This is a genomic window from Tabrizicola sp. BL-A-41-H6, assembly GCF_050632395.1.
Classification (GTDB): Bacteria; Pseudomonadota; Alphaproteobacteria; order Rhodobacterales; family Rhodobacteraceae; genus JAUYQR01.
On sequence record NZ_CP192600.1, the window covers coordinates 1,561,634 to 1,581,169 of the forward strand.

At 64.8% G+C, this 19,536-nt stretch carries 21 protein-coding genes; 12 read left to right on the forward strand and 9 right to left on the reverse strand.

All coding sequences use genetic code 11. The features are described 5' to 3' along the window. Positions 1–10 precede the first annotated feature (10 nt). The 3 genes from ACROUL_RS07830 to ACROUL_RS07840 form a co-directional block, all read right to left on the reverse strand. On the reverse strand, positions 11–1,588 hold the full coding sequence (locus tag ACROUL_RS07830; RefSeq protein WP_431298952.1) for a DEAD/DEAH box helicase: 1,578 nt from the start codon (positions 1,586–1,588) through the stop codon (positions 11–13). Positions 1,589–2,199: 611 nt separating this feature from the next. Next, complete coding sequence (locus ACROUL_RS07835; protein ID WP_431298953.1) at positions 2,200–2,760, reverse strand: hypothetical protein; 561 nt, start codon at positions 2,758–2,760, stop codon at positions 2,200–2,202. 62 nt (positions 2,761–2,822) lie between these two features. Then, a complete protein-coding gene (locus tag ACROUL_RS07840) occupies positions 2,823–4,418 on the reverse strand; it encodes a peptide chain release factor 3 (protein WP_431298954.1) in 1,596 nt (531 codons plus the stop codon). Positions 4,419–4,527: 109 nt separating this feature from the next. Here ACROUL_RS07840 and ACROUL_RS07845 point away from each other — a divergent pair, with 109 nt between their 5' ends. The 3 genes from ACROUL_RS07845 (at position 4,528) to ACROUL_RS07855 (ending at position 7,271) form a co-directional block, all read left to right on the forward strand. After that, positions 4,528–4,893, forward strand: a complete 366-nt coding sequence (locus tag ACROUL_RS07845; protein ID WP_431298955.1) for a SnoaL-like domain-containing protein — start codon at positions 4,528–4,530, stop codon at positions 4,891–4,893. A gap of 228 nt (positions 4,894–5,121) precedes the next feature. Next, complete coding sequence (locus ACROUL_RS07850; RefSeq protein WP_431298956.1) at positions 5,122–5,898, forward strand: SDR family oxidoreductase; 777 nt, start codon at positions 5,122–5,124, stop codon at positions 5,896–5,898. 245 nt (positions 5,899–6,143) lie between these two features. Next, a complete protein-coding gene (locus tag ACROUL_RS07855; RefSeq protein WP_431298957.1) occupies positions 6,144–7,271 on the forward strand; it encodes an ABC transporter ATP-binding protein in 1,128 nt (375 codons plus the stop codon). Here the strand turns inward: ACROUL_RS07855 and ACROUL_RS07860 are convergent. After that, positions 7,268–7,627, reverse strand: coding sequence for a helix-turn-helix transcriptional regulator (locus ACROUL_RS07860; RefSeq protein WP_431298958.1), 360 nt, complete (start codon positions 7,625–7,627; stop codon positions 7,268–7,270). The genes ACROUL_RS07855 and ACROUL_RS07860 overlap by 4 nt on opposite strands. Positions 7,628–7,798: 171 nt before the next feature. On the opposite strand from ACROUL_RS07860, the gene ACROUL_RS07865 reads away from it, so the two are divergent. The 5 genes from ACROUL_RS07865 (at position 7,799) to ACROUL_RS07885 (ending at position 11,725) form a co-directional block, all read left to right on the forward strand. Further along, entirely contained in the window at positions 7,799–8,005 is a 207-nt protein-coding gene (locus tag ACROUL_RS07865; RefSeq protein WP_431298959.1) for a twin-arginine translocase TatA/TatE family subunit, read from the forward strand. Positions 8,006–8,032: 27 nt separating this feature from the next. Next, positions 8,033–8,614: a Sec-independent protein translocase protein TatB gene (tatB, locus tag ACROUL_RS07870; protein ID WP_431298960.1), complete on the forward strand. Its 582-nt coding sequence runs from the start codon at positions 8,033–8,035 to the stop codon at positions 8,612–8,614. After that, complete coding sequence (gene tatC, locus ACROUL_RS07875; RefSeq protein WP_431298961.1) at positions 8,611–9,522, forward strand: twin-arginine translocase subunit TatC; 912 nt, start codon at positions 8,611–8,613, stop codon at positions 9,520–9,522. The genes tatB and tatC overlap by 4 nt, the downstream gene beginning before the upstream one ends. After that, positions 9,519–10,355, forward strand: a complete 837-nt coding sequence (locus tag ACROUL_RS07880; RefSeq protein WP_431298962.1) for an ATP-binding protein — start codon at positions 9,519–9,521, stop codon at positions 10,353–10,355. Before tatC ends, ACROUL_RS07880 begins: the two co-directional genes overlap by 4 nt. 95 nt (positions 10,356–10,450) lie before the next feature. Continuing rightward, positions 10,451–11,725, forward strand: a complete 1,275-nt coding sequence (locus ACROUL_RS07885) for a hemolysin family protein (RefSeq protein ID WP_431298963.1) — start codon at positions 10,451–10,453, stop codon at positions 11,723–11,725. A 7-nt stretch (positions 11,726–11,732) separates the two neighbouring features. Here the strand turns inward: ACROUL_RS07885 and ACROUL_RS07890 are convergent, their stop codons facing one another. The 3 genes from ACROUL_RS07890 to surE are packed head-to-tail and all read right to left on the reverse strand — an operon-like array spanning position 11,733 to position 14,397. Continuing rightward, positions 11,733–12,884, reverse strand: a complete 1,152-nt coding sequence (locus ACROUL_RS07890; protein WP_431298964.1) for a peptidoglycan DD-metalloendopeptidase family protein — start codon at positions 12,882–12,884, stop codon at positions 11,733–11,735. A gap of 53 nt (positions 12,885–12,937) precedes the next feature. Continuing rightward, positions 12,938–13,615, reverse strand: coding sequence for a protein-L-isoaspartate(D-aspartate) O-methyltransferase (locus ACROUL_RS07895; protein ID WP_431298965.1), 678 nt, complete (start codon positions 13,613–13,615; stop codon positions 12,938–12,940). After that, the gene (gene surE / locus ACROUL_RS07900; protein ID WP_431298966.1) at positions 13,612–14,397 is read right to left on the reverse strand and encodes a 5'/3'-nucleotidase SurE; all 786 of its coding nucleotides are present in this window, start codon (positions 14,395–14,397) and stop codon (positions 13,612–13,614) included. Before surE ends, ACROUL_RS07895 begins: the two co-directional genes overlap by 4 nt. Positions 14,398–14,554: 157 nt before the next feature. Here surE and ACROUL_RS07905 point away from each other — a divergent pair, with 157 nt between their 5' ends. The 4 genes from ACROUL_RS07905 to ACROUL_RS07920 all read left to right on the forward strand — a co-directional run bounded on the left by ACROUL_RS07905 (position 14,555) and on the right by ACROUL_RS07920 (position 17,720). Continuing rightward, a complete protein-coding gene (locus tag ACROUL_RS07905; RefSeq protein WP_431298967.1) occupies positions 14,555–15,328 on the forward strand; it encodes an ABC transporter ATP-binding protein in 774 nt (257 codons plus the stop codon). A gap of 28 nt (positions 15,329–15,356) precedes the next feature. Further along, on the forward strand, positions 15,357–16,124 hold the full coding sequence (locus ACROUL_RS07910; RefSeq protein WP_431298968.1) for a transporter substrate-binding domain-containing protein: 768 nt from the start codon (positions 15,357–15,359) through the stop codon (positions 16,122–16,124). A gap of 112 nt (positions 16,125–16,236) precedes the next feature. After that, entirely contained in the window at positions 16,237–16,950 is a 714-nt protein-coding gene (locus ACROUL_RS07915; RefSeq protein ID WP_431298969.1) for an ABC transporter permease, read from the forward strand. Continuing rightward, positions 16,950–17,720, forward strand: a complete 771-nt coding sequence (locus tag ACROUL_RS07920) for an ABC transporter permease (RefSeq protein WP_431298970.1) — start codon at positions 16,950–16,952, stop codon at positions 17,718–17,720. Before ACROUL_RS07915 ends, ACROUL_RS07920 begins: the two co-directional genes overlap by 1 nt. A gap of 81 nt (positions 17,721–17,801) precedes the next feature. On the opposite strand, the gene iolB is transcribed toward ACROUL_RS07920, so the two are convergent. Next, positions 17,802–18,608: a 5-deoxy-glucuronate isomerase gene (iolB, locus tag ACROUL_RS07925; RefSeq protein WP_431298971.1), complete on the reverse strand. Its 807-nt coding sequence runs from the start codon at positions 18,606–18,608 to the stop codon at positions 17,802–17,804. Between the two features lie 10 nt (positions 18,609–18,618). After that, positions 18,619–19,533, reverse strand: coding sequence for a myo-inosose-2 dehydratase (gene iolE / locus ACROUL_RS07930; protein ID WP_431298972.1), 915 nt, complete (start codon positions 19,531–19,533; stop codon positions 18,619–18,621). Positions 19,534–19,536 lie beyond the last annotated feature (3 nt).

Below are 19,536 nucleotides of genomic sequence, written 5' to 3' on the forward strand. Positions count from 1 at the left end.
GGTGGGCGTGTCAGCCTTCGGTGCCGTTCGCTGGCGCCTCTTCCGGCTCGTCGGCCGTGGCGGCCTTAAGCGCGAAGCTGCGCAGGATGAAGTCTGGAACATGGTCGCCCATGCCGACCACAGCCGGGCCGTAATCGCGCCGGTCATCGCGGCGGTAGTCCGGCCGTTCGCGGCGCTCGTCACGGATTGTGTCGCGCGGTTCGCGGCGACGGTCGTCGCGGCGCGGTTCTTCACGGCGGGGTTCCTCACGGCGGGGTTCCTCGCGTGCGGGGGCCGCTGCCACCACGGCGACCGGCTCTGCCACCACCAGCGGCTCCATCGACGCGTTCGGGCTGTCGGCAGTCACCTTCGGCTTGCGGTCACGGTCGCGATCTCGGCCACGCGGCTTGCGCTCTTCGCGCGGGCGTTCGGGGCGGCCGTCATCCTCGCCGGGAACGAAGCCTTCTGGCAGCGCGCCCCGCGGGATTTCAGTCTTTACCAGGCTTTCGATCGCCTTGATGTACTTTTCGTCCGACGGCACGGCTATGGTATAGGCCTTGCCCAGCCGTCCTGCGCGACCGGTGCGACCGATGCGGTGGATGTAGTCTTCCGGGTGTGAGGGCACGTCGAAGTTGAAGACGTGGCTGACGGCCGGGATGTCCAGCCCGCGCGCCGCCACGTCGGAGGCGACGAGCAGATGCACGGTGCCATCGCGGAAGCCATCCAGCGTTTTCGTCCGCACCGACTGGTCAAGGTCGCCGTGAATGGGCGAAGCGTTGAAGCCATGCTGTTTCAGCGACTTTGCCACCACGTCCACGTCCATCTTGCGGTTGCAGAAGATGATCGCGTTGGTGCAAGCCTCGCCTTCCGCCCGGATCAGCGCGCGCAGGACGGCGCGCTTGTCGGCGAAGCTGCGGTCCTTGCGGGTGGGCTTCACCTCGATCAGTGCCTGCGTGATGGTCAACGAGGCGGACGCCTGCCGTGCCACTTCGACCTTGGCCGGGTTGGTCAGGAAGGTGTTGGTGATCCGCTCGATCTCGGGCGCCATCGTGGCGCTGAAAAAGAGGGTCTGGCGCGTGAAGGGGGTCAGCTGGAAGATGCGTTCGATATCGGGGATGAACCCCATGTCGAGCATCCGGTCAGCCTCGTCGACCACCATGATCTGCACGCCGTTCAAAAGAAGCTTGCCACGCTCGAAATGGTCGAGGAGGCGGCCGGGGGTGGCGATCAATACGTCGACGCCGCGGTCGATCAGCTTGTCCTGTTCGCCAAAGGCCACGCCGCCGATCAAGAGCGCCTTGGTCAGTTTGGTGTGCTTGGCATAGGTCTCGAAGTTCTCGGCCACCTGCGCGGCCAGTTCGCGCGTCGGCGCCAGCACCAGGCTGCGCGGCATCCGGGCGCGCGCACGGCCCTGACCCAGAAGCGTGATCATCGGCAGCACGAAGCTTGCCGTCTTGCCGGTGCCAGTCTGGGCGATGCCCAAGACGTCGCGGCCTTTCAGCGCTTCGGGGATGGCTTGCGCCTGAATCGGCGTGGGGGTTTCGTAGCCGGCTTCGGAAACGGCTTGCAAAACGCGCGGGTCCAGCGCGAGGTCGGAAAATTTGGTCATCAGCGTCCTATGAATGCGGTATCGGACCGCATGGGTAATGGGACGCATGTTATCCGGGCGCCCCGGCGTCTCGGCCCTTCTTTGGCCGCCAGCGGCGCATAGCGGAAATAGGGCGCAAGGTCAAGGCAGGCATCGGGCACGCACCGGGTACGCTGCGGGCGGCGACAACGTGCTGGCTAGTGTGCCGACCGTGCTGTACGCTTCGTTTCATTGAAGCGACTTTTTTTGGCAAGGAAGATTGAGATGAAGGCCATGATACTGGCCGGTTGCGCGCTATTCTGCGCGGCTCCGGCTTTGGCCGAGCGGGTGCAGTTCACCCTGCGCTCGGCCTCGGAAACCAAGTCTTACGGAGTGTTGCTGACCGCGCCCGAAAGCGACTGTCGCCATGTGCGTTACCGGGTCATGGCGGGCGGGGTCACGCTGGGCCACACGCCGCCCCTTGAGCCCGGCGAGGCAGTGGTCCTGCGGGTGGGGCAGGGCTATGCGGCGGGCGACCACGCCCTTGTCATCGCCGCGATCGGGTGTGCCGCACCTGCCGTGGCGCCGCGCCGGGTGACGCTGGCCAAAGCCTCGCCCGATCACGGTTGGCGCGCGGCCCGGGTCATGGCGGATCACCAGTTCGGACGGTCTTCTGCGGCGGAGTGGGCTGGCTGCCATCCGGCGCGCATCAGGGCCAGCACCGGCGTCGGCGTCAGCACGACACCCTCGGCATCGGGTTCTTGCACAGCGGGGCCGTAACCTTCGGGCCGGTACGGCAACAGGCCGGCCTTGCTCACCAGATGAGGCTGAGCCTGCCACAGCACGAACGCGCCTGTCGGCAGGTCGCCCAAAGCAGCCACATGCCTGTGCTGCCCGCGCGTGGCGCTGTCGATGCGCGCGGCGTGCAGGACCGCGTCCATCGCGACCGCCCGGTCACGCTGCCCGAACGCCTGCGCCCAGGCGTGGCGAAAGTCGTCATAGGCCGCCCGCCTGCATTCGGCGCAGGGCCGGTGGCCGGCCGCCGAGGCAACCGCCTCGTCATGGAAGAAAAGTCGCGTATAGCCGTTCGGTGGCATCACGCCCGGCGACACCCGCCCCGGTTTTTCGCGCAAGGTGCAGGTGATCCAGGCCTTGCCCTGCCAACGCCGCACGATCCGTCCCGCTGCATCGTGAAGCCGCCCGCGGTTGCCCATGAAGCCGCCCCGCGCCGCCACGGCCAGAAAACTGCCATCGGGCTGGACGCGGTTCGGGTGGGTCAGACCATCATCTCCTTGGTGGCCGAAAGCTTCACGCCGGGGTAATCGCGCACAACGCGGTCGATGTCCCATTGCAGGCGGGTCAGGAACACCAGATCCCCGTCGCTGTCATGCGCGATGTGGCCCTTGTTGACGCTGACCAGCTTTTCAATCTCGGCCTTGTCGCCGGAAATCCAGCGGGCTGAGGCGAAGTTCGACCCCTCGAACCGCACCGGCAGCGAATATTCCTGTTCGATCCGGCTGGCCAGCACCTCGAACTGCAGGGCACCGACAACGCCGACAATGTAGCCCGAGCCGATCATCGGCTTGAACACCTTGGCGGCACCTTCCTCGGCGAACTGGGTCAGCGCCTTTTCCAGATGCTTGGCCTTCATCGGGTCCATCGCCCGCACCGATTGCAGCAGTTCCGGCGCGAAGGACGGGATGCCGGTGAAGCGCAGGCTTTCGCCTTCGGTCAGCGCGTCGCCGATGCGCAACTGGCCGTGGTTCGGGATGCCGATGATGTCACCGGCCCAGGCTTCCTCGGCCAGTTCGCGGTCGGCGGCAAGGAACAAGACCGGGCTTGCTACCGTCATCGGCTTTTTCGTTCGCACGTGGAACATCTTCATGCCCCGCTCGAAATGCCCCGAGGCGAGGCGCACGAAGGCCACGCGGTCGCGGTGCTTTGGGTCCATGTTGGCCTGCACCTTGAAGACGAAACCAGTCACCGGGGTCTCGCTGGGGTCGATCTGGCGCTCGGCGGCCTTCTGCGGCTGTGGTTCCGGCCCGTATTCGCCAAGGCCGTCCATCAACTCCTTCACCCCGAACGAGTTGATGGCGCTGCCGAACCAGATTGGTGTCATCGATCCGTTCAGGAACGAGGCGCGATCGAAGGCGGGTAGAAGCTCGCGCGCCATTTCGATCTCGTCGCGGAATTTCTTCAGCAGGTCAGCCGGGACGTGATCGGCAAGTTTTGGATCGTCCATGCCTGAAATCTGGATGCTTTCGGCCACCTTGTTGCGGTCGGCGCGGTCCATGATTTCCAACCGGTCGTGCAGCAGGTCATAGGCGCCGACGAAATCACGGCCCATGCCGATCGGCCACGAGGCCGGCGTCACGTCGATCGCAAGGTTTTCCTGAATCTCGTCGATGATATCGAAGGTGTCGCGGCTTTCCCGGTCCATCTTGTTGCAGAAAGTCAGGATCGGCAGATCGCGCAGGCGACACACCTCGAACAGCTTGCGCGTCTGGCTTTCCACGCCTTTCGCCCCGTCGATCACCATGATCGCGGCATCGACGGCGGTCAGCGTGCGGTAGGTGTCTTCGGAGAAATCACTGTGGCCGGGCGTGTCGACCAAGTTGAAGCGATACTGCCGGAAATCGAACGACATGGCGCTGGCGGAAACCGAAATCCCCCGCTCCTGCTCCATCTTCATGAAGTCCGACCGCGTGCGCCGCGCATCGCCCTTGGCGCGCACCTGACCGGCCATCTGGATGGCGCCCCCGAACAGCAGGAACTTTTCGGTCAGCGTGGTCTTGCCTGCGTCGGGGTGCGAGATGATCGCAAAGGTCCGGCGGCGGGCGATTTCGGCGGGCAGGGGGGCACGGTTCGACATGGGGCGTCGTATAAGATGCGCAGCGCTCCGCCGCAACGAAAAGCGCGCGCTTGTGCGACTCGGGGTTTGTGGGGCAGAGTGAGAACAATGAAGGAACATGGAGGTTGGAATGACATTTCTGGAGATAGCCAACGATCTGGTTGCCGGCTGCCGTGAGGGACGCGAGCGGGCCAACCTCGACCGGCTTTACGCCCCTGACGCGGTGTCGGTCGAACCGATGGACATGGGCAGCGGGCGCGAGACGGTGGGGCTGGCCGCGATCCACGGCAAGCACAACTGGTGGGAGGGCGCCTTCATCACCCACGGGCTGACGGTGGAGGGACCGTTCATTCATGGCAAGGAAAGCTTTGCGGTGATCTTCGGGATGGATACCGAAAACCGCGCCACGGGCGAGCGGAGCCAAGGCCGCGAGGTGGCGATCTATCATGTGAAGGACGGCAGGATCGTGCGGGAAGAGTTCTACTTTTCCGCCTGACCCGTTCTTCGACTGACCCGCGCTGTCTGAATGAGCGCCGTTTCCGGGCGCACGATCCGCGTCCCGCCTCTGGCCGTCAGACGCGCGCAACCGGCTTGGGCAAGCGGGGGCGCTTCGGCCCCCGCACCCCCCGTACCACCCGAGGATATTTGCCAAAGGGAAAGCGGCACAGTGGACCTTTGTGCAGGGCCACCGTAGGTTTTGCCGCAGCAAAGCGGAGGGTTGGCAATGGATCTGGGCATCAGGGGAAAGCGCGCGCTGGTCTGCGCGTCGTCCAAGGGGTTGGGGCGCGGATGTGCTGAGGCGCTGGCGGAGGCGGGCGTCGATCTGGTGATGAACGCACGCGGGGCCGACGCACTGGAGGCGGCGGCGGCCGATATCCGAGCGCGAACGCAGGTGAACGTGGTGACGGTTGCCGCCGACATCACGACCGAGGCGGGGCGCGCGGCGGTGCTGGCGCGTGGGCCCTTCGAAATTCTGGTGACCAACGCCGGCGGGCCGCCGCCGGGCATGTGGTCGGACTGGGCGCGCGACGATTTCATTCGCGCACTCGACGCCAACATGCTGACGCCGATTGCGCTGATGCAGGCGGTGTTGCCGGGAATGATGGCGCAGGGCTGGGGGCGGGTGGTCAACATCACCAGCGTGTCGGTGAAATCGCCGATTGCGGCGCTGGGCCTGTCGAACTCTGCCCGCGCCGGGTTGACCGGCTTTGTCGCGGGAACCTCAAGGCAGGTGGCTGGCAAGGGGGTCACGATCAACAACCTTCTGCCCGGCATCCATGCCACCGACCGGGCAATCGCGCTGGACAGTGCGGTCGTGAAGGCCAAGGGGATCAGCATGGACGACGCCATCGCCGAGCGCAGCGCCACCATTCCCGCAGGCCGCTATGGAACCCCGGCCGAATTCGGGGCTGCCTGTGCGTTTTTGTGTTCCGACCATGCGGGCTTTATCGTCGGGCAGAACATCCTTCTGGATGGAGGCGCGACGAATGCCACCTTCTGACCGCGGGTGAAGGGGCGCTTTCGCCTCAGATGACCCGAGCGGATGCGTTGGGAGCCGCTCGGGGAGCAAACCAGGTGCTGCGTCGACCATCCGTTTCGCAGGTGCCAATGCCTGGTCGGACTGGCCGCCGGGACGCTGTGCGGTCATGGCGTCAGGCCCGAGGCGCAGTTGGCCTTAGCCGCAGGCGGGGGCCGGTTGGCCGGGCCGGTCTTGTCAACGGATTTCCGATTGAATAGCTAGGGAATATGACCCGCCCCGCCCTTACCCCCATCGCCGATCCTCTCGCGCAGCCCGGAACCCCGCAGCCGGCGCGGCTGAAGGTCTCCGGCCTGACGCGGGTGTTTGGTGGGCAGAAGGTCGTTGACTCGGTGTCGCTGGAGGTGGCGGCGGGGCAGGTGACGTGCCTGCTTGGTCCCTCGGGATGCGGCAAATCCACCACGCTGCGGATGATCGCCGGCGTGGAACACGCCGATGCCGGCGAAGTGGCGATCGAAGGCCGCACCGTCGCAGCCCCCGGTCTGCACCTGCCACCCGAGGCGCGGTCGGTCGGCCTGATGTTTCAGGATTTCGCACTGTTCCCGCATCTGACAGTGGCCGAGAACGTCGGCTTCGGCCTGCGCATCGACAAGGCTGCAAAGGCGGCCCGGGTGGGAGAGTTGCTGGAGCGGGTCAGCCTGACCGGTTTTGGCCAGAAGCACCCACACCAATTGTCGGGCGGTGAACAGCAGCGCGTGGCGCTGGCGCGCGCCCTTGCCCCGCGCCCGCGCGTGATGCTGATGGATGAACCGTTTTCCGGCCTCGACAACCGCCTGCGCGACGGCATCCGCGACACCACGCTTGACCTTCTGAAAGAGGAAGGCACCGGGGTTCTTCTGGTGACGCATGAGCCAGACGAGGCGATGCGGATGGCGGATGAAATTGCCCTGATGCGCGCGGGTCGCATCGTGCAGCACGGCGCGCCCTACAACGTCTACAACGCGCCGGTTGACCGGGCAGCGGCGGCCTTCTTCAGCGATATCAACGTGATCCGCGGTGTTTCTCGCGGGGCGCTGACCGATACTCCGTTCGGCGCGTTCCTGACCCCTGGCCATGCCGACGGGGCCGAGGTGGAAATCGTGATCCGCCCGCAGCATCTGTCGATCGACTTTGACCGGGGCGGGCGCGGCCCGAACCCGACGCCGCTGGAGGGCACGCCCGCGCGCGGCACGGTGCTGCGCAGCCGGTATCTTGGCCGCGAGAGTCTGGTCGATTTCGCGATGGACTACGAAGGAGCCAAGCTGACCGCATCTGTGCCCGGCGTGTTCCTGCCAAAACCCGGCACGCACCTGTGGTTGATGATCCGCCGCGACCGCTGCTTCGTGTTCGGCGTCTAGCCGTCCTTTTCGGTGTCGATCCCGGCCTGCGGCAGCAGGGTTGCGATCTTGACGAGCAGGCTCCGCGCCGCCCGCGCCCGTGGGTTCGCGCCGATGCCCACATGCCGCAAACCTTCGACCAGTGCCTCAAGTTCGTCCGGTGTCAGCATCGTCGGCGGCAGCATCAGGGGCGAGCGCAGGATGTAGCCAAGCCCCCGCTCGCCCTCGACCGGCAGGCCGGTTGCCGACATCATCGTCATGTCGCGCCAGATCGTGCGGGTCGAAACCCCAAGTGCGGCGGCAAGCTCGCCCGCCGTATGCAGGCGCCCGTCGCGCAGAATCTGTACGATGTCGTAAAGGCGGGCGTCGCGTTTCATCCACTGTCCTGACGTTCGGGGCAGGATTACCCCGGCTTACTGACAAAATACTGTCAGTAGACTGCCGCGCGCAAGTCGCTTGGGTCTTGGACACAGGTGCCCATCGGACATATTGAGAGGCTAAATCAGGATGGAGTCCCGCCAGTTGCGGGCCATTACAGGAGAAGACACATGCATGCTCCCGGACCTATGCAGCTTTTGCTGATCGCCATCGTCCTTCTCGTGCTGTTCGGCCGCGGCAAGATCGCCGGAATGATGGGCGAAGTCGGCAAAGGCATCACTGCCTTCAAGAAGGGCATCAAAGAGGGCAACGAAGAGATCGAGAAAGCCGCCTCCGAGACCGCCAAGGACGTCAGCCCCGAGAAGGACAAGGCCTGATCGGTCTGATCCTGCGGGAGTAGGAAGATGGACTTCAGTTGGTCCGAGATGTTGCTGGTCGGGGTCGTCGCGTTGATCGTGATCGGCCCCAAAGACCTTCCCGGCATGTTCCGCGAACTGGGCCGAATAACGGCCAAGCTTCGCACGATGGGGCGCGAGTTCAGCCGTGCGATGGAACAGGCGGCCAAGGAATCGGGTGTCAAGGAAGCAACCGACGGGTTGAAGACGCTGACCAACCCGGCCGGTGCTGGCCTTGACGCGGTGAAATCCGCCGCCGACCGGTTCGAGAAGTGGGATCCGCTGAAGCCGAAGCCGACGACACCGCCGGCGGCGGCGGCAGCTGCAGCTCCGGCAGCAGCCGCAGCGTCTGCTCCGGTAGCCGAAGCGGTAGCGCCGAAGGTGGAAACAACCCCGACGATGGGTCCGGCTACCGCCGAGCTTGCCCGCAAGCAGGCGGCCCGCAAGGCCGTGGTGGCAGAGGCGGCGGCGAAGTTGCGGGCGGTTGAGGCCGGCGTAGCCGAGCCTGTGGTGGCCGAGGTCGCTGCCGCGCCGAAGAAGCCCGGTCGGGTTCGCAAGAAGGCCGACAAGCCCGCAGGGGAAGCGACATGAGCACGAACGACACCATCGAAGACAGCTCTGCCCCCTTGGTGGAACACCTGGCCGAGCTGCGCAACCGACTGATCTGGTCGGTCTGCGCGTTCCTTGTCGGGATGGTGCTGTGCTTCATCGTGGCCGACCCGATCCTTGATTTCATGCTGCGGCCGATCGAAAAAGCGATGCGCGCCCTTGGCAACCCGAACCCGGTGATGCAGTACACCGCGCCGCAGGAATACTTCTTTACCTTGATGCACATCGCGATGGTGGGCGGGCTGATGGTCAGCTTTCCGGTCATCGCCTACCAGCTGTGGCGGTTCGTGGCGCCGGGCCTTTATCGCAGCGAGAAGCAGGCGTTCCTGCCGTTCCTGATCGCCTCGCCGGTTCTGTTCATCGTCGGCGCAGGCTTTGCGCATTTCGTCGTGACGCCGATGGCGATGCAGTTCTTCCTTGGCTATGCCGACAGCGCCTCGGTGCTGACCGCGCTTTTGCCGGGTTTCGGTGCGGTTCCGGGCGATGCGCTGACCGCCCCGGCGCCGTCCGAGGGCATCGACATCGTCTTTCAGGGCAAGGTCAACGAAACGCTGGACATCAGCCTTAAGCTGATCATGGCTTTCGGTCTTTGCTTCCAGCTGCCCGTCCTTCTGACCCTGATGGGCAAGGCGGGGCTTGCCACCTCGGTTGGTCTGGCGAAGATGCGGCGCTATGCCATCGTCATCATCCTGTTCGTCGCCGCACTGGTAACGCCGCCCGATATCATGAGCCAACTGATCCTCTTCGCCGCGGTATATCCGCTGTATGAGGTGTCGATCTTCCTGATCCGCCGGATCGAAAAGCGGCGCGAGGCTGAACTGCGGGCCGAAGGCCTGTGGGTCGATATCGAGGATGACGACGAAACTCCGGCAGGCACCGACAAGGCATGACCGACGCGCTGGACCGGATCGCTGCGGCGCTGGAGCGTCTGGCCCCCGCGCCGATGCCTGCGCCTGATTTCGGCGCCGACGCCTACGCCTGGCACACCGCGCCAGACCGGCTGGAACCGGTGGCAAAGGTCGCGCGGGTGGATATCGGCCTTCTGGTCGGCGTCAACCGTTCGCGCGATACGCTGCTGGAGAACACCCGCCACTTCGCCCGCGGCCTGCCAGCCAACAACGCGCTTCTCTGGGGAGCGCGCGGCATGGGAAAATCAAGCCTTGTCAAGGCTGTGCACGCACAAATTCGCGCGGAAGGCCTGCCACTGAAGATCGTCGAGCTTAGCCGCGAAGACCTGCCTTCGGTGCAGCGCCTGCTGGCGCACTTGCGCGCCGCGCCGTACCGCTTCATCCTGTTCTGCGATGACCTTTCGTTCAGCCATGACGACCAGCACTACAAATCGCTGAAGGCGGTGCTTGACGGCGGCATCGAAGGCCGGCCCGAGAACGTGCTCTTTTACGCCACCTCGAACCGTCGCCACCTGATGCCCCGCGAGATGATCGAAAACGAGCGGTCCACCGCCATCACCCCCGGAGAGGCGGTGGAGGAGAAGGTCTCGCTGTCAGACCGTTTCGGCCTTTGGCTGGGCTTCCATCCCTGCACGCAGGACGAATACCTTGCGATGATCGACGGTTATTGCGCGGCTCATGGCGTCAGCGTCCAGCCCGACCGCCTGCGGGCCGAGGCGATCGAATGGCAGGCGACGCGCGGCTCTCGTTCTGGGCGGGTGGCGTGGCAGTACTTCTGCGATCTTGCAGCGCGCGAAGGCGTCCGCCTGGACTGAGCGGGAACATTCGCGCTGATGCCGCGTTGCCCTGCGAACCGGGCAGTTTTGGCGCAGGGTTTGCAACCGGACAGTCGATGGTCTAGGGCTTTTGCATGGTTTCGGAAATTTTGCTGCTCCTCGCGTTGATCGTGCTGAATGGCGTTCTTGCCATGTCAGAACTTGCGATCGTCTCGGCCCGCCCCGGCCGCTTGAAGCCGTTGGAAGAGCGTAGCCGGGGCGCCGCAATGGCGCTGCGCCTTGCCGAACATCCCGGTCGGTTCCTGTCCACCGTGCAGATCGGCATCACGATGGTGGGCGTTCTGTCCGGCGCGCTGTCGGGTGCCACACTTGGCCTGCGCCTGCAAACCTGGCTTATCGCGCGCGGGATGGATGCCGAATGGGCCGCCACGCTTGGCGTCGGGGGCGTGGTGCTGGCCATCACCTATGTCTCGCTTATCGTCGGCGAACTGGTCCCCAAACAACTTGCGCTGCGCAACCCCGAGGCGGTGGCGATCCGCGTTGCCCCGGCGATGACCGTGCTTTCCATCGTCTCCGCCCCAGTTGTCTGGTTCCTTGACCGGTCCGGCAAAGCGATTCTCTGGCTTATTGGCGCCCGTGGGGCCGGGTCATCGAAGGTCACCGAAGAAGAGGTCCACGTCCTGCTGACCGAAGCAGCCGAAGGCGGCGTGCTGGAAGAGGAAGAGCGCGAGATGATGGCCGGCGTGATGCGCCTTGGCGACCGCACCGCCCGCGCCCTGATGACACCCCGGCACGAGGTCGACATGCTGCCGCTTGAGGCGACAGGTGCCGAAGCCGTGGCCGCGATCCGCCGCATTGCCCGGCCCCGGATGCCCGTCACCGATGCCGCTGGTGACGTGGTGGGCATCGTGCTTCTGGCAGACGCGTTTCAGGTCGTCTCGCGCCGCGAGACGCTGGACCTGAAATCCCTGATGCGCGAGGTGCCGGTGGTCAGCGACCGCGCCGATGCGCTGGATGTGCTGGAAATCGTGCAGGCCACCGAACACCACATCGCGCTGGTCTACGACGAATACGGCCACTTCGAAGGCATCATAACCTCGGGTGACATCCTTGATGCGATCACCGGTGCCGAGGCGTCGTCCGAAGCGGGCGAACCGGCCATCGTGGAACGCGCCGACCGCAGCCTTCTGGTCGCCGGCTGGATGCCTGCCGACGAGTTTTGCGACCGGCTTGGCCTGTCGCGCGATCTGGCGGGCGATTACGATACCGTCGCAGGCATCGTGCTGCATCAACTTGGCCGGATGCCCGAACTGGGCGACCTGACCGAAGCCGGTGGCTACCGGTTTGAAGTGATCGACCTTGATGGTCGCCGGATCGACAAGGTTCTGGTCAGCCGCATCGACGGCTGACCCTGCGTCACTGCAGGAACGTCATCGGATCAAGGCTGTCGACGCCCTTCCTTACCTCGAAGTGCAGGAAGGCCGGGTCGCCCGGACGGATCACCGCGATCGATTGCCCGCGTTTGACTTTGTCGCCTTTCTTCACCTTCAGCGCATCGACCCCGGCGTAAACCGTGAGCAGGTTGTCGGCATGGCGGATCACCACGATCGGCACCTGATTGGTGTCCTTGGTGATGGCCGCCACGGTGCCGTCTGCGGCGGCCTTGACCGGCGAGCCGGGGGCCGCGGCGATGTCGATGCCCTGGTTTTTCTTCTTGTCGTAGCCGCGGATGATCTTGCCGGCGGCCGGCATTGCCAGCGCCGACGCATCGCTGCGCTGGGCACCAAGGTCGGGCGAAGGAGGCGTGGCCTTGGCCGGTGCCGCCGCCACTTCGGTCTTTTCGTCCGGCAGCGGTTTGGCGGCTGATGGCGGTGTCGGGGTAGGCGATCCCTGTCCCGGTGGGGTCGGGACCGGCTCCAACACCGGGGCGGGGCCGGTGACGACCGGAATGATCAGCGTCTGGCCCTCGCGCACTGCAAGGTCGCTGCCAAGCCCGTTCCAGTCGGCCAGCGCCTTGGCCGACACGTTATAGGTGCGTGCGATGGTGAAGGCCGTCTCGCCGCGCGCAACGCGGTGGCGCAGCGGTTCGGCACCCGCAGGCGCGGCAGCCGGTGCCGTCGCCGAAGGGCCGACCTGGTCCAGCGCCGTTGTCGCAATCGAGGTGATGTCCACAGCGCCGGTGCCGCCGATCATCGCCGGTTGCGGTGCAGCCGCCACACGCTGCGGCAAAAGCAGGAGTTCACCGTCGCGCAACGGATCGGTCGGCCGCAGCGCGTTGGTCTGCGCCAGTTGTTCGGGATTGACGCCAAGCCGCATGGCCACCGCCGCGACCGTATCGCCGCGCCGCGCCTTGACCAATTGGTATCCGGGATAGGACAGGATGCCGTTCGCGTCGGGCATCGGGGCCGCCGCCGTCGCCTGACGCGCCTCGTCGGATGTGTTGCCCGCGCCGTTGCGCAGATCCCAGTCCAGCGTGTCGACCGGAACGCAGGCCGTCAGCGCCGCAAGGCTGACCCCCAGAACCAGTGCGGCCCGCGACCGCATGGGGAAACCCGAAAACTGCATCATGAACCGCCTCACGCCTGACATGCCCGGGTTGACCCGGTTTTCTGCCCGATACTCTACTCTGACCCGAGCCCTTCGACCAGAGGCACGAAGCGCACCGGGCGAAGTTCCTCATAGTCGAAACCGCGTTCGGTGCGGGTGACCTTGATCAGGCTTTGCACCGCGTCCGATTGACCCACCGGCAGCACCATGATGCCACCCAGCTTCAACTGCGCCAGTAGCGGGCCGGGCGGATCTTCCGCCGCCGCCGTCACAAGTATGCGGTCGAACGGCGCCTGATCCGGCAGCCCGAATGACCCGTCCGCCGTGATCGTGGTGATGTTGTTCAGCTTCAGTTGGCGAAAAAGCTCCGCCGCCTCCTGCGTCAGCCGCCGGTAGCGGTCGACGGTGTAGACCCGCCGCGCCAGTTCCGACAGGATCGCCGCCTGATAACCCGACCCGGTGCCAACCTCGAGCACGGTATCGCGCGCGCTGATGTTCAGCGCCTGCGTCATCAGCCCCACCACCGACGGCTGGCTGATCGTCTGGCCGCAGGCGATGGGCAGGGGCATGTCCTCATAGGCGCGGGCGGCGAACAGGCCCTTCACGAACAGGCCGCGGTCGACGCGTTCCATCGCGGTCAGCACGCGTGCGTCTGTCACTCCACGCGAGCGCAAGGCAAACAGGAACCGCATCTTGCGCTCGGCCGGGTCGCCGGCCGGATCGTCGTCCTGCCCCGGCCCGCCCTGGTTCATCCCAGACGCCCCGCCAGATCGTCCAGAAGGTCATGCGCCGTGAGGTCGGCCCGCATCGGCGTGATCGCGATATATCCCTCAAGGTTTACTGCCGCGTCCGAGCCGGGCAGGGTGGGCGTCTGCTGCGGCGCGCCCTTGATCCAGAGAAACTTTTTGCCGGATGGCGAATGGTGCGGTTCCACCCCAAAGGCGGTGTCGCGGCGAAAACCTTGCGGCGCCACCTTCATCCCCAGCGTACCGGCCGCCGTGCGGGGCGGAAAGTTGACGTTGTAGAAGATGCGGTAATCGTCGGTCGTCCAGATGCCCCGGTCCAGAAGTGCACGCACCACGGCAGTGCCATGCTGCCGAGCGCTTTCGAAAGGGTCGACAATGCTGTCATTGTCCGGCCCGAAAAACTGCGACAGGGCAATCGCCGGCACGCCCTGCAACGCCGCCTCCATCGCCCCGCCGATGGTGCCGGAATAAAGCACGTTCTCGGCCGCGTTGTTGCCCCGGTTCACCCCTGACAGCACCAGATCGGGCCTGGCCCCCTGCAACACATCATAGATCGCGGCCAGCACGCAGTCGGCCGGGCTGCCCTCGGTTGCAAACCGCCGCTCCGCAAGCTTGGCGATCAGCATCGGGTGGGTGTAGCTGATGCAATGCCCGACCCCCGACTGCTCGAACGCAGGGGCCACCGTCCACACCTCGCCTCCCGGCCCGGCGATCGCCGTTGCGATTTCGGTCAGGACCTCAAGCCCCGGGGCGTTGATGCCATCGTCGTTGGTGATCAGGATGCGCATGAAATGTTCCCAAGGGTAGGCCCCTGATTAGACGACCCGCCTCCGCCCTTCAAGCCGGGATGGGCCGGTCCGATGCGGCGTTCCGCCTTGTTCGTAACGTAACGCTTGCCAGCGCACGGTTTGCACGATTTGATGGTCCCAACCATTGTGGGGAAGCATGGGGACCAAGCCAATTTCAACGCCGGAGGCGATCCGGGTTGATGACCTGTATAAATCCTTCGGCACACACAAGGTGCTGAAAGGCGTGTCGCTGACCGCCCATGAAGGCGATGTGGTCGCCATCATCGGCGGCTCGGGCTCGGGCAAAAGCACCATGCTGCGGTGCATCAATTTCCTTGAGACGCCGACCAGCGGCCAGATCACCGTTGCGGGCGAACCGGTCCAGATGCGCCCCGACGGCACCCCCGCCGACCGCCGCCAGCTGGAGCGTATCCGCCAGAGCCTTGGCATGGTGTTCCAGTCCTTCAACCTTTGGACCCACAAGACGGTGCTGGAAAATCTGATCGAAGTCCCCGTCCACGTGATGAAATGCCCCAAGGACGAGGCCATCGCCCGCGCCCGCAAACTGCTGGCCCGCGTCGGCCTTGCGGAAAAGGAGGCGGTCTACCCGGCCTTCCTGTCGGGCGGCCAGCAACAACGTGCCGCCATCGCTCGTGCGCTTTGCATGGAACCGAAGGCGATGCTGTTCGACGAACCCACATCCGCGCTCGATCCCGAACTGGTGGGCGAGGTGTTGCAGGTGATCCGCGCGCTGGCCGACGAAGGCCGCACCATGATCCTTGTCACGCACGAAATGAAATTCGCCCGCGAGGTCGCCAGCCACGTCATCTACCTGCACAATGGCGTCATCGAAGAGCAGGGCCCACCGGAGGCGCTGTTCGGCGCGCCCAAATCAGACCGCTTGAGACAGTTTCTCAAGTCGGTCAGCTAACGCACTATAACTGGAAGGAAAACCAAGAATGAGAATGAAATCCCTTGCCGTCGCGCTGACCCTGTTGGCCGCCCCCGTAGCCGCGCAAGAGGTCAAGGTCGGCATCGCCGCCGAACCCTATCCGCCTTTCGCAAGCCCCGATGCATCGGGCAACTGGGTCGGTTGGGAGGTCGAGATCATCGGTGCCGTCTGCACCGCTGCCGAACTGAACTGCGTCATCACTCCGGTCGGCTGGGACGGCATCATCCCGTCGTTGGTCGCAGGGCAGATAGACGCGATCATGGCCTCGATGTCGATCACCGAAGAGCGGATGCAGACCATCGACTTTTCGAACAAATACTACAACACGCCGACCGTGATCGTCGGTACGAAGGGCGTCGACATGGCGCCGACCGCCGAAGGGCTGGCCGGCAAGATCATCGGCGTGCAGGTCTCGACCGTGCATGAGGCATATGTGAACAAGCACTTCGCCGCCACCGCCGCCGAGGTGAAGACCTACCAGACCCAGGACGAGGCGAACCAGGATCTCGTCGCCGGGCGGATCGACGCGATCCAGGCCGACAGCATCGCGCTGGACGCCTTTCTTGCCTCCGAGGCGGGTGCTGCCTGCTGCGATTTGAAGGGCGCGGTAGCCGATGACAAGGAAGTGCTGGGCCTTGGCGTCGGCGTCGGCCTGCGCAAGGGCGAAGACGAGTTGAAGGCCAAGTTCAACGCTGGCATCGACAAGATCCGCGCCGACGGCACCTACGACACGATCACCGCAAAATACTTCGCCTCGTCGATCTACGGCGACTGAGCCTGCAGCGGCGGACTGGAGGGTTTCACACCCTCCAGACCTCCCGTGGGATACTTGTGCAAAGAGGAAGCACAATTTGAAAAAAATCATTCCGGTCTGGCGGTAGGTCGCGGTGGGTCCTTTTGACCTTCTGGCGCTTGAGCCTCCGGGGTGGGGGGCCAACCTCTTGCGGGGGTTGGCCAATTCCGTTCAGATCGCGTTCGGGGCGTTTGGCCTTGGTCTTCTGATCGGCACGGCGGGCGCTTATGGCAAGCTTTATGGCGGCAAGATCACCCGTGACCTTCTGGGACTTTATACCACCATCGTGCGGGCGGTGCCGGAACTGATCCTGATCCTGATCCTTTATTTCGCAGTCACCGACCTGGTGAATCAGGTGGTGCTGGCGATGGGGGGCGAGCGTATCCAGATTTCTGGCGTTCTGGCAGGGATCGCCGTCCTTGGCGTGGTGCAGGGCGCCTATGCCACCGAGGTATTGCGCGGTGCGATCCTTGCCGTGCCACCCGGTCAGATCGAGGCGGCGCGCGCGATGGGTATGCCGCCGGTCAAGCTTGCCTGGCGGATCACGCTGCCCGCGATGTTGGGCTTTGCCATCCCGGGTCTGGCGAACCTGTGGCTGATCGCGACAAAGGACACCGCGCTGCTGGCTGTCGTGGGTTTCAATGAACTGACGCAGGAAACCCGGCAGGCTGCGGGGTCGACCAAGGCGTTCTTCACATTCTTCCTTGCCGCCGGGGCGATCTATCTGGTGCTGACACTGGTGTCGTCCTGGGTCTTTGCCCGGATCGAGGCTTGGGCGCGGCGCGGCGAACCAAGGCGGAGCCGGTGATGCGCGGGTTTTGGGAACCGCATCGTCTGGTGCTGGCCGCAATCGGCGCGGGGCTGGTGATCTGGTGCGCGGTGGCGCTGCGCTGGGACTGGATTCCTCAGTACGCCGGCGAAATGGCGGCGGGCGTCTGGCGCACGATCTGGCTTCTGGTGCTTTCGGTGGCGATCGGGATGACGCTGGCGATCCCGCTTGGTTTGGCGCAGGCGGCGGGGCCGTGGTGGCTTGCCGCACCGGCGCGCGCGTTCTGTACCGTGGTGCGCGGCACGCCGCTTCTGTTGCAGATATGGCTCTTGTATTACGGGCTGGGCACGCTGTTTCCGCAATACCCGTGGATCCGCAATTCCGACCTTTGGCCGATTCTGCGGCAGGCCTGGCCCTATGCGCTGTTGGCGCTGAGCCTGTCCTATGCCGGCTATGAGGGCGAGGTGATGCGCGGGGCGTTCAAATCGGTGCCGCCGGGGCAGTTGGAGGCGGCGCGAGCGATGGGGGTGCCGCGTTTCACCTTGTTCCGCCGGATCTGGTTGCCGCAGGCGGTGCAGCGGGTGCTGCCGACCCTGGGGGGCGAGACGGTGCTGCAGATGAAGGCGACGCCTTTGGTGGCGACGATCACGGTGGTGGAGATTTACGAGGTCGCGAGCCAGGTGCGGCGGGAATTGCTGATCACTTATGAGCCGCTTTTACTGCTGGCGGCGGTCTATATGGCCTTGGCAGGGGTCATCGTGCTGATCTTTCGGTGGCTGGAGAACCGGGTGCCGCAGAAGCGGGCCTGACCCCGTGTCCCACGGTGGGACATTTTTCGGGCTCAATGTTTTCAAGGGCTTGGTTGCGACTTTAACCAAATGTCAACCGTTTCAGGCGTCGCGCTTGGCGATCCAGTCGTGGTCGGGGTCGTTCTTGAACCGCCATCTCCGCAAGGGGCCGGCCATCACGTTCAGATAATACATCTCGTAACCGTACGGCGCGCCGCAGGGATGGTGCCCTTTGGGGACCAGCGTGACGTCGTGGTTTTTCACCGTCATCGTTTCATCTAGTGAGCCGTCCTCGGTATAAACCCGCTGGATGCCAAAGCCCTGACCGGGTTTCAGCCGCATGTAATAGGTCTCTTCCAGATAGGTCATGTTCGGGAAATCGTCTTCGTCATGCCGATGTGACGGGTAGGACGACCAGTGTCCCGCGGGGGTGTAGACCTCGGTTACCAAGAGGCTGTCGGCCACGTCGCGCATCTCCATCGCGATGTTGTTGACGTAGCGGGTGTTGGTATCCTTGCCGCGCGGAGTGAGGGTGATCCCATCAGGGCCAAGCCGCTGGGCCGGGTGGTTCCCCTTGCCGGGCGCGCTGCAGATGGCGAGGGTGCAGGGCGTGGTCGCGACTGCGTGCCAGTCCTGTCCGTTCGGCACATAAAGGCAATGCGGCGGGGTCTTTTCAAAGACGTCCATCCGGTCGCCCATCTCGCCCCAGTTCTGCCCGGCGGCCTGAACGGTGGCCTTGCCCTCGACGAGGACAAGGATCACCTCGCGGTCGCCCGTCGCGCCCTTGGCCACGTCGCCCGGTTCAAGCCGGTAGAGCGTGAAGCCGACATATCCCCAGCCTGCGCTTTCGGGCGTGATGTCATGCACCTTGCCACGCGTGCCGGTGGGTTTGCGGAGGAGGTCGGCCATCGGGTTTCCTTCAGGCAGTTGGGCGGGAGTGGTCGATTTCAAGGCCCGCGGATTTGCAGACCTGCAAGATATGGTCGAAGCCCAGTTTGGAATAGTCGTAGGGCGGTGCCTTGGCGGGGTCTTGCTCGGCTTCGACCACGATCCAGCCATTGTAATCCATTTCTTTCAGCTTGTCGGTGACGGCCTGAAAGTCGATGCAGCCGTCGCCGGGAACTGTGAAGGCACCTGCAATGACCGCGTCAAGGAAGCTGCGGTTGTTGGCGCGCACGTCCTTCACGACATCGGGTCGGATGTCCTTGAAGTGGACGTGGTGGACGCGGTCAGCCCAAGTGTTCAGCACACGCATGACGTCGGCCCCGCCGAACAGAAGGTGGCCGGTGTCGAAGAGAAGCTTCACGTCAGGGGTGGAGCCTTCCATCAGCGCGTTCACGTCGTCTTCGGATTCGATGAAGGAGCCCATGTGGTGATGGTAGGCGAGGGGCATGCCCTGATCCGCCATCCACTTTGCCAGTTCGCTGAGCTTTGCGCCGTAAGCCTTTACGTCGGATGCGGAAAACTTCGGGCGGTTGTTCACCGGCACTGCGATGTTGCCCTGCACGGTGTTGGAACATTCGGCATAGACGATGCAGGGCGCGCCGAGGGCGACAAACTGTTCGACCTGTTGGCGGACGGCCTCGATCTCGGTTTTCACGTCATTCACGAGGAGGTTGCCAGAGCACCAGCCGCCGCAGAGCGAGAGGCCGTTTGCGGTGAGGTAGGTCCGCAAGCCTTCGGTGTCGGATGGCATCCGGCGACCGCGTTCGACGCCGGTATAGCCGATCTCGCGCGCCTCGCGGAGTGCCTGCTCCATCGTGTAGGCGGCGGTCAGGTCCGGCAGGTCGTCGTTCTGCCACGAAATGGGAGAGATCCCGATCTTGACGCTCATGTC